The sequence below is a fragment of the Streptomyces sp. WELS2 genome (assembly GCF_013870595.1).
GTDB lineage: Bacteria > Actinomycetota > Actinomycetes > Streptomycetales > Streptomycetaceae > Streptomyces.
On record NZ_JACBWZ010000205.1, the window covers coordinates 1 to 8,853 of the forward strand.

Here is an 8,853-nt window from a genome sequence, read left to right on the forward strand (position 1 = left end):
CCAAGCTGGTCGTGACCGAGGGCACGCTGACCGGCACCACCGTCGCGCTCCAGGGCCAGACCATCACCCTGGGCCGGGCGCACGACTCCACGATCGTGCTGGACGACGACTACGCCTCCAGCCGCCATGCCAGGATCTACCCGGACCAGAACGGCCAGTGGATCATCGAGGATCTCGGTTCCACCAACGGCACGTACCTGGACCGGTCCCGGCTGACGACCCCCACACCGATCCCGCTGGGCGCGCCGATCCGCATCGGCAAGACCGCAATCGAGCTGCGGAAGTAGTGCTACGTCATGAATAAGCGCGAGCGGAGCGAGCACGCCGCGACAGGCCGCCACCCGGTCTCCGGCGCGCTCCCGACCGGAGGGTGGGCAGTGTGGCCCGACACGACCGGCTGCATTCGGAGCCGACGGGCGAGGTGCGCATGAGTCTGTCACTGCGCTTCGCCGCCGGCTCGCACGAGGGCATGATCCGCGGGCACAACGAGGACTCCGGCTACGCCGGCCCGCGCCTGCTGGCCATCGCCGACGGCATGGGCGGCCAGGCGGCCGGCGAGGTCGCCTCCTCCGAGGTGATCTCCACCATCGTCCCGCTCGACGACGACGTGCCCGGCTCGGACATCCTCACCTCCCTCGGCACCGCCGTGCAGCGCGCCAACGACCAGCTGCGCGCCATGGTCCAGGAGGACCCCCAGCTGGAGGGCATGGGCACCACCCTGACCGCCCTGCTGTGGACCGGTCAGCGGCTCGGCCTCGTCCACGTCGGCGACTCGCGCGCCTATCTGCTGCGCGACGGCGTCCTCACCCAGATCACCCAGGACCACACCTGGGTGCAGCGGCTGGTCGACGAGGGCCGGATCACCGAGGAAGAGGCCACCACCCACCCGCAGCGCTCCCTGCTGATGCGCGCCCTCGGCAGCAGCGAGCACGTCGAGCCCGACCTCTCCATCCGCGAGGTCCGCGCCGGCGACCGCTATCTGATCTGCTCCGACGGCCTGTCCGGAGTGGTCTCCCACCAGACGATGGAGGAGACCCTCGCCAGCTACCAGGGCCCGCAGGAGACGGTGCAGGAGCTGATCCAGCTCGCGCTGCGCGGCGGCGGCCCCGACAACATCACGGTCATCGTCGCCGACGTGCTGGACCTGGACCAGGGCGACACCCTCGCCGGCCAGCTGTCCGACCAGCCGGTGGTGGTCGGCGCGGTCGCCGAGAACCAGCACCACCCGCAGGACAACGGGATCATGCAGACCCCGGCCGGCCGCGCCGCCCACCTGGGCCGGCGGGGACAGGGCGGCGGCGAGTTCGGACCGCCCGGCTCGGGCGACACCGGCTACCTCCCGGCCGGCGGCTTCGGCGAGTACGGCGACGAGGACTTCGGCAAGCAGCGCAAGCCGCGCAGATGGCTGAAGACCTCCCTGTACGGCGCCCTCGCCCTGGCCGTCGTGGGCGGCGGCCTGTACGGCGGCTACCGCTGGACGCAGACGCAGTACTACATCGGTGCCAAGGACGAGCACGTGGCGCTGTACCGGGGGATCAGCCAGGACCTGGCCTGGGTGTCGCTGTCGGAGGTGGAGAAGGACCACCCCGAGATCGAACTCAAGTACCTGCCGCCGTACCAGCAGAAGCAGGTGAAGGCCACGATCGCCGAGGGCGGCCTGCAGGCGGCTCGGACGAAGGTCGAGGAGCTGGCCGTGCAGGCCTCCGCCTGCCGGAAGCAGGCCGAGCGCAAGGCCGCGGACGAGGCCGCGCGCGACGCGAAGAACGACAAGGGCAAGACCACCGGCACCGACACCGGCAAGGGCACCGGCGGCACCGGCGCCACCACGGGGACCGGCGCCGGTACCGGCACCACCGCGGGTACGGGCACGCGCACCGCGTTCTCCGGTGACCCCGCCGCACCGGTCGTCACCCTCGCCCAGGTCTCCCTCGTCACGAAGGCCACCCCGGCCCCGAACCCGTCGGCCTCGAAGACGTCCCCGGCGTCCCCTTCGAAGGCTCCGTCCACGACCCCGTCCGCGACCCCCAGCCCCGGCCCCACTCTCTCGGAGGATGAGCAGAAGGTCGTCTCGCTGTGCGGTAAGCAGTAGGCAAGCCGTGAGAGGCCCCGTCACACGATGAGCAGTTCTACGAATTCGCCGACGCATCACACGTCCACGATCGGCGCCATCGGCGCGCCGAGCCGCCGCAACACCGAGCTGGCCCTGCTGGTCTTCGCCGTGGCCATCCCGGTGTTCGCCTACGCCAACGTGGGCCTGGCCATCAGCGACCAGGTCCCGTCCGGGCTGCTCAGCTACGGTCTGGGCCTCGGGCTGCTGGCCGGCGTCGCCCATCTCGCCGTACGGAAGTTCGCGCCGTACGCCGACCCGCTGCTGCTGCCGCTGGCCACCCTGCTCAACGGGCTGGGGCTGGTCGTGATCTGGCGGCTGGACCAGTCCAAGCTGCTCCAGTCACTGCCCAACTTCGTCACGGCCGCGCCCCGGCAGCTGCTGTACACGGCGCTGGGCATCGGGCTGTTCGTCGTGGTGCTGATCTTCCTGAAGGACCACCGCGTCCTCCAGCGCTACACCTACATCTCCATGTTCGCCGCCCTGGTGCTGCTCATCCTGCCGCTGGTGCCGGGCCTCGGGGCGAACATCTACGGCGCGAAGATCTGGATCAACATTCCCGGGCTCGGCTCCCTCCAGCCCGGCGAGTTCGCCAAGATCGTCCTCGCCGTCTTCTTCGCCGGCTACCTGATGGTCAAGCGCGACGCCCTGGCCCTCGCCAGCCGCCGCTTCATGGGCCTGTACCTGCCGCGCGGCCGCGACCTCGGGCCGATCCTGGTCGTCTGGGCGATCTCGATCCTCATCCTGGTCTTCGAGACGGACCTCGGCACCTCGCTGCTGTTCTTCGGAATGTTCGTCATCATGCTGTACGTCGCCACCGAGCGGACCAGCTGGATCGTGTTCGGTCTGCTGATGTCCGCGGCGGGCGCGGTCGGCGTGGCGAGCTTCGAACCGCACATCAAGACACGTGTGCGCGCCTGGCTCGACCCGATGCGCGAGTACGAGCTCAGCCGCCAGATCACCCATGACGGCATCCTCCACTCCGATCAGCTCCAGCAGGCCCTGTGGGCCTTCGGCTCCGGCGGCACCCTCGGCTCCGGCTGGGGGCAGGGCCACTCGGACCTGATCCGGTTCGCCGCCAACTCCGACTTCGTCCTCGCCACCTTCGGCGAGGAGCTGGGCCTGGCCGGGATCATGGCGATCCTGCTGATCTACGGCCTGATCGTGGAGCGCGGTGTGCGCACGGCGCTGGCCGCCCGCGACCCGTTCGGCAAGCTGCTCGCCATCGGCCTGTCCGGCGCCTTCGCGCTCCAGGTCTTCGTGGTGGCCGGCGGTGTCATGGGCCTCATCCCGCTGACCGGTATGACCATGCCGTTCCTCGCGTACGGTGGTTCGTCCGTGCTCGCCAACTGGGCGCTGATCGGCATCCTGATCCGGATCAGCGACACCGCCCGCCGCCCGGCGCCCGCCCCCGCGAGCAGCCCCGACGCCGAGATGACCCAGGTGGTCCGCCCGTCATGAACAAGCCCCTGCGCCGCATCGCGATCTTCTGCGGTCTGCTCGTGCTGACCCTGCTGCTGCGGGACAACTACCTCCAGTACGTCCGGGCCGACAGCCTCAAGGACGACCCGAAGAACCGCCGTGTGACGATCGCGCGCTACGCCACCCCGCGCGGCGACATCATCGTCGGCGGCGACCCGATCACCGGGTCCGCCGAGACCAGCAAGAGCGGTCTGAACGACCTGAAGTACAAGCGGACGTACAAGAACGGCCCCATGTGGGCGCCGGTCACCGGTTACGCCTCGCAGGCCTTCGGCGCCACCCAGCTGGAGTCCCTCGAGGACGGCATCCTCACCGGGAACGACGACCGGCTGTTCTTCCGCAAGACGCTGGACATGATCACCGGCAAGGAGCAGCAGGGCGGCAACGTCGTCACCACGCTCAACGCCGCCGCGCAGAAGGCCGCGTTCGACGGCCTCAGGAAGCGGGGCGGCAAGGGCGCGGTGGTCGCGCTGGAGCCGTCCACGGGCAAGATCCTGGCGCTGGCCTCCTACCCGTCGTACGACCCCTCGTCCTTCGCGGGCAACACCAACGACGACGCGGCGGCCTGGAAGAAGCTCCAGAAGAAATACGACCCCAACGACCCGATGCTGAACCGGGCGCTGCGCGAGACCTATCCGCCGGGCTCGACCTTCAAGGTGGTCACGGCCGCCGCGGCGCTGGAGAACGGCAAGTACACCTCGGCCGACGAGCGGACCGACTCGCCGCTGCCGTGGGTCATGCCCGGCACCAGGACCGAGCTGAAGAACGAGGGCAGCATCCCGTGCGAGAACGCGACCATGCGGGTCGCGCTCCAGTTCTCCTGCAACACCGTCTTCGGCAAGATCGGCTCCGACCTCGGCAACGACAAGATGCTGGAGGAGGCGAAGAAGTTCGGCTTCGACTCCGAGCAGTTCACCCCGGTCCGCGCCACCGCCTCGGTGTTCTCCGACGACATGAACCAGTCGCAGACCGCGCTGTCCTCCATCGGCCAGTACAACACCGCAGCGACCCCGCTGCAGATGGCGATGGTGGCCTCGGCGGTCGCCAACGACGGCAAGCTGATGAAGCCGTACATGGTCGACGAGCTCCAGTCCTCCAACCTGGACCCGGTCGCCAAGACCGAGCCGGAGGAGCTGAGCCGACCGCTGTCGCCGAAGAACGCGCAGATCCTGCAGGACATGATGCAGACGGTGGTCGAGAAGGGCACCGGTACCAACGCGCGGATCAACGGCGTCAAGGTCGGCGGCAAGACCGGTACCGCCCAGCACGGCGTGGAGAACAGCGAGAACCCGTACGCGTGGTTCATCTCCTACGCCAAGCTGCCCGACGGCAGCTCGCCGGTGGCGGTCGCCGTGGTGATCGAGGACGAGAGCGCGAACCGCGACGACATCTCCGGTGGCGGCCTGGCCGCGCCGATCGCGAAGAACGTCATGGAGGCGGTCGTCAACGCCAAGAAGTGACCGGCCCGCGCGGGTGACGCGGCCGCCGCGAGTGAGGCCGCTCACACGTTTTTCACATCGTCGCACGTTGCGATACCGGTCCTGTATCGGGTTACGGGCTTGGCCAGGTCACACAGAGCGAGCCGGGTACGGTAGGCCCGGACGGCAGCGCCTCCGGCCGCGCACAGGGGCGCGGCCGAGACCGACGGAGAGGGCTGGTAGGTAGCTATGGAAGAGCCGCGTCGCCTCGGCGGCCGGTACGAGCTGGGCCAGGTGCTCGGCCGCGGTGGCATGGCCGAGGTCTACCTCGCGCACGACACCCGGCTCGGCCGCACCGTGGCGGTGAAGACGCTGCGCGCGGACCTCGCGCGCGACCCGTCCTTCCAGGCCCGGTTCCGCCGGGAGGCCCAGTCGGCCGCCTCGCTCAACCATCCCGCGATCGTGGCGGTCTACGACACGGGCGAGGACTACATCGACGGGGTCTCCATCCCGTACATCGTGATGGAGTACGTCGACGGCTCCACGCTGCGCGAGCTGCTGCACTCCGGCCGCAAGCTGCTGCCCGAGCGGGCGATGGAGATGACCATCGGCATCCTCCAGGGCCTGGAGTACGCGCACCGCAGCGGCATCGTCCACCGGGACATCAAGCCGGCCAACGTCATGCTGACCCGCAACGGCCAGGTCAAGGTGATGGACTTCGGCATCGCCCGCGCCATGGGCGACGCCGGCATGACCATGACCCAGACGGCCGCGGTCATCGGCACCGCCCAGTACCTCTCCCCGGAGCAGGCCAAGGGCGAGCAGGTCGACGCCCGTTCGGACCTGTACTCGACCGGCTGCCTCCTGTACGAACTGCTGACGGTGCGGCCGCCCTTCGTGGGCGACTCCCCGGTGGCCGTGGCCTACCAGCACGTGCGCGAGGAGCCCCAGCCCCCGTCGGTCTTCGACCCCGAGATCACGCCCGAGATGGACGCGATCGTCCTCAAGGCGCTGGTCAAGGACCCGGACTACCGCTACCAGTCGGCCGACGAGATGCGCGCCGACATCGAGGCCTGCCTGGACGGCCAGCCGGTCGCGGCCACGGCCGCGCTGGGCGCCGTGGGCTACGGCGGCTACCCCGAGGAGCAGGCGACGACCGCGCTGCGCGCGGACGCGGGCGCGACCACCGTGCTGCCGCCGATGACCCCCGACGACGGCGGTTACGGCTACGACGACCGTCCGGACCGCCGCCGCCAGCAGAAGAAGAAGTCCAGCACCGGCACGGTCCTGCTGGTGATCGCGGGCCTGCTGGTGCTGGTCGGCGCGATCCTGATCGGCATGTACGCCGTCGGCGGCAAGAAGACGGACGACGGCAAGGTGCCCGTACCGCAGTTCGTGGGCCAGCCGCAGAAGACGGCCGAGAAGATGGCCGACAACGTCGACCTCAAGGTGTCCTTCAGCAAGAAGGAGTGCGCGGACCAGGCCACGGGCAACGTGTGCTCGCAGGACCCGCAGCAGGGCGAGAAGGTCGACAAGGGCAGCACGGTCTCCCTGGTGATCTCCACGGGCGCGCCCAAGGTCCAGGTGCCGGACGTGCGCGGGGCCCAGTTCGACCAGGCGGAGACCCAGCTCAAGGAGAAGGGCTTCGAGGTCGAGAAGAAGCTGGAGGTCTCGGACCGCACGCCGGGCGTCGTCATCACCCAGGACCCGGAGCCGGGTGTCAGCAAGGAGAAGGGCAGCACGATCACCCTCACGGTCGCCAAGCCGGAGGAGAAGATCGCGGTTCCCGATGTCACCGGCAAGTCCTGTGACGAGGCCAAGGCCACGCTCCAGGCCCAGGGTCTGGTGCCGAGCTGCACCGACACCCCGGTCACCGATCCCGCCCAGGACGGCAAGGTGCAGAACACCAACCCGGCGGCGGGCCAGCAGGTCGTCAAGAACACCAACGTGGTGATCAACGTCGGCAAGGCCCAGCAGCAGCAGTCGACGGTGCCGGGTGTCGTCGGCCGGCGTGTGAAGGAGGCCCGGCAGATGCTTCAGCAGGCCGGGTTCAACAACATCCAGTTGGCGCCCGGCAGTCCGGGTGACGACAACGCTTTCGTCACCCAGCAGGACCCGCAGCCGAACACCCAGGCCGATCCGAACGGCACCACGGTCACGCTGACCACGGTCTCGTTCGGCCACGGCAACGGCAACGGCAACAACGACGGCGGCGACAACGGGTCGGACTTCTTCGGGGGCATCGGCGGCTGACGCCTCCCGCCTCCGCGTGGCCCCGCCGGGATGTCCCGGCGGGGCCACGCGCTTCTCCGGGCCGGTGTCAGCGCAGTTCCGCCGGCGGGGTGCGCTCGCTGTCGACCTTCTGCACGCGGACCAGCTCGCCCCAGACCACGTAGCGGTGGCGGGAGGTGTAGACCGGGGTGCAGGTCGTCAGGGTGATGTAGTGGCCGGGCTTCTTCCGGCCGGAACCGGCGGGTACCGGGGAGAGGACCTCGACGTTGTACTTCGAGGTCTCGGGGAGGATCGAGAAGACCTTGTAGACGTACCACTCGTCCCGGGTCTCGAAGACGATCGGGTCGCCCTTCTCCAGCTTGTCGATGTTGTGGAACTTCGCGCCGTGGCCGTCGCGGTGCGCGGCGAGGGCGAAGTTGCCGTCCTTGCCGGTGGTGGGCAGCGTCGCCTTGACCGGCTTCGTGTAGTAGCCGGCCACGCCGTCGTTGAGGACGTCCGTGCCCGTGCCCTTCTCGACCAGCACCTCGCCGTTGTGCATCGCCGGCACGTGCAGGAAGCCGATGCCGTCACCGGTGTCGAGGGCGCCGGGGCCGGCGTCCTTCTGCCGCGCCCAGTGTTCGCGCACCTTGTCGGCCTTCTGCTCCGCCTTGCGGTCCGCTATCACGTTCGTCCACCACAGCGAGTAGGCGACGAACAGGCCGAGCAGCACGCCCGCCGTGATGAGGAGTTCGCCGAAGACGCTGACCGCCAGGGCGATCCGGCCGGGGCGCCGGCGGCGCGGGGCCGGGTCCGGTCCGGGCGGGTCCGTGGTCTCTTCGGTCTCGTCGGCGGTCGCTGCCACAGTTCCTCTGCCCCTACTCGGTGAGCCCTACTCGATGAGCGCGTCCGGCTTGCCCTTGGCGCGCGGGCGTTCCTGGACCATCTTGCCCCAGACGATCAGCCGGTACTTGCTGGTGAACTCCGGTGTGCACGTGGTGAGGGTGATGTAGCGGCCGGGGCGGGTGAAGCCGGAGCCCGGCGGGACGGGGTCCAGCACGCTGACGTTGGCCGGCGAGGTCACCGGGAGCATCGAGGTGACCCGGTACACGAAGTAGGTGTCCTGCGTCTCGACCACGACCGCGTCGCCCGGTGTGAGCCGGTTGATGTACCGGAACGGCTCGCCGTGGGTGTTGCGGTGCGCGGCGAGACCGAAGTTGCCGGTCTTGTCCTGGGGCATGGCCGTCTTCAGCGGGGCCTCGCCGTAGTGCCCGACCATGCCCTTGTCGAGCACCCGCTTGTTGCTGATGCCCTCGGCGATGGGGGCGACCACGTCCAGCTTGGGGATGTGCAGGATGGCGAAGCCCTGGCCCGGCTCGAAGACGCCCGGGCTGCGCTTGCCGCTGGCCCAGTCGTCCTGGAGCCGGTGCGTGGCGCTGCCGGCCTGCGCGTGCGCGCGGACGTTCGTCCACCACAGCTGGTAGGTGACGAACAGCAGCATCAGCACGCCGGTGGTGATGAACAGCTCGCCGATGGCCCGGCTCGCGAGTGTCGCCGGGCTGGGCTTGCGCAGTCTGGCCTGACGCCGGGCCTCCACCCGGGTCAGGGGGCGCTGCGGGTCGCGTTCGACGGGGGCCG

The 8,853-nt window shown here is 69.8% G+C and carries 7 protein-coding genes; 5 read left to right on the top strand and 2 right to left on the bottom strand.

Annotated elements, in window-relative coordinates; all coding sequences use genetic code 11:
* From H5J33_RS14705 to pknB, 5 genes are all read left to right on the top strand, one after another.
* Positions 1-287, top strand: a 287-nt coding sequence (locus tag H5J33_RS14705) for an FHA domain-containing protein (protein ID WP_181795360.1), incomplete at its 5' end; no start/stop codon positions are given.
* 140 nt (positions 288-427) lie between these two features.
* Positions 428-2,089, top strand: coding sequence for a Stp1/IreP family PP2C-type Ser/Thr phosphatase (locus tag H5J33_RS14710; protein WP_181795361.1), 1,662 nt, complete (start codon positions 428-430; stop codon positions 2,087-2,089).
* Positions 2,090-2,116: 27 nt separating this feature from the next.
* Positions 2,117-3,568: an FtsW/RodA/SpoVE family cell cycle protein gene (locus H5J33_RS14715; RefSeq protein WP_181795362.1), complete on the top strand. Its 1,452-nt coding sequence runs from the start codon at positions 2,117-2,119 to the stop codon at positions 3,566-3,568.
* Positions 3,565-5,049, top strand: a complete 1,485-nt coding sequence (locus tag H5J33_RS14720; RefSeq protein ID WP_181795363.1) for a penicillin-binding protein 2 — start codon at positions 3,565-3,567, stop codon at positions 5,047-5,049. Before H5J33_RS14715 ends, H5J33_RS14720 begins: the two co-directional genes overlap by 4 nt.
* Before the next feature lie 207 nt (positions 5,050-5,256).
* Positions 5,257-7,260, top strand: a complete 2,004-nt coding sequence (gene pknB / locus H5J33_RS14725) for a Stk1 family PASTA domain-containing Ser/Thr kinase (protein ID WP_181795364.1) — start codon at positions 5,257-5,259, stop codon at positions 7,258-7,260.
* A gap of 67 nt (positions 7,261-7,327) precedes the next feature.
* Here pknB and H5J33_RS14730 read toward each other — a convergent pair whose 3' ends face one another.
* Both H5J33_RS14730 and H5J33_RS14735 read right to left on the bottom strand, forming a co-directional pair.
* Positions 7,328-8,080, bottom strand: coding sequence for a class E sortase (locus tag H5J33_RS14730; protein ID WP_181795365.1), 753 nt, complete (start codon positions 8,078-8,080; stop codon positions 7,328-7,330).
* A 27-nt stretch (positions 8,081-8,107) separates the two neighbouring features.
* A partial coding sequence (locus H5J33_RS14735; protein WP_181795366.1) for a class E sortase occupies positions 8,108-8,853 on the bottom strand: 746 nt, incomplete at its 5' end.

Bases quoted from the DNA above. Each gene is read 5' to 3' on its own strand.
- H5J33_RS14710 (WP_181795361.1), top strand. From the start codon at position 428: ATGAGTCTGTCACTGCGCTTCGCCGCCGGCTCGCACGAGGGCATGATC.
- H5J33_RS14715 (WP_181795362.1), top strand. From the start codon at position 2,117: ATGAGCAGTTCTACGAATTCGCCGACGCATCACACGTCCACGATCGGC.
- H5J33_RS14720 (WP_181795363.1), top strand. From the start codon at position 3,565: ATGAACAAGCCCCTGCGCCGCATCGCGATCTTCTGCGGTCTGCTCGTG.
- pknB (WP_181795364.1), top strand. From the start codon at position 5,257: ATGGAAGAGCCGCGTCGCCTCGGCGGCCGGTACGAGCTGGGCCAGGTG.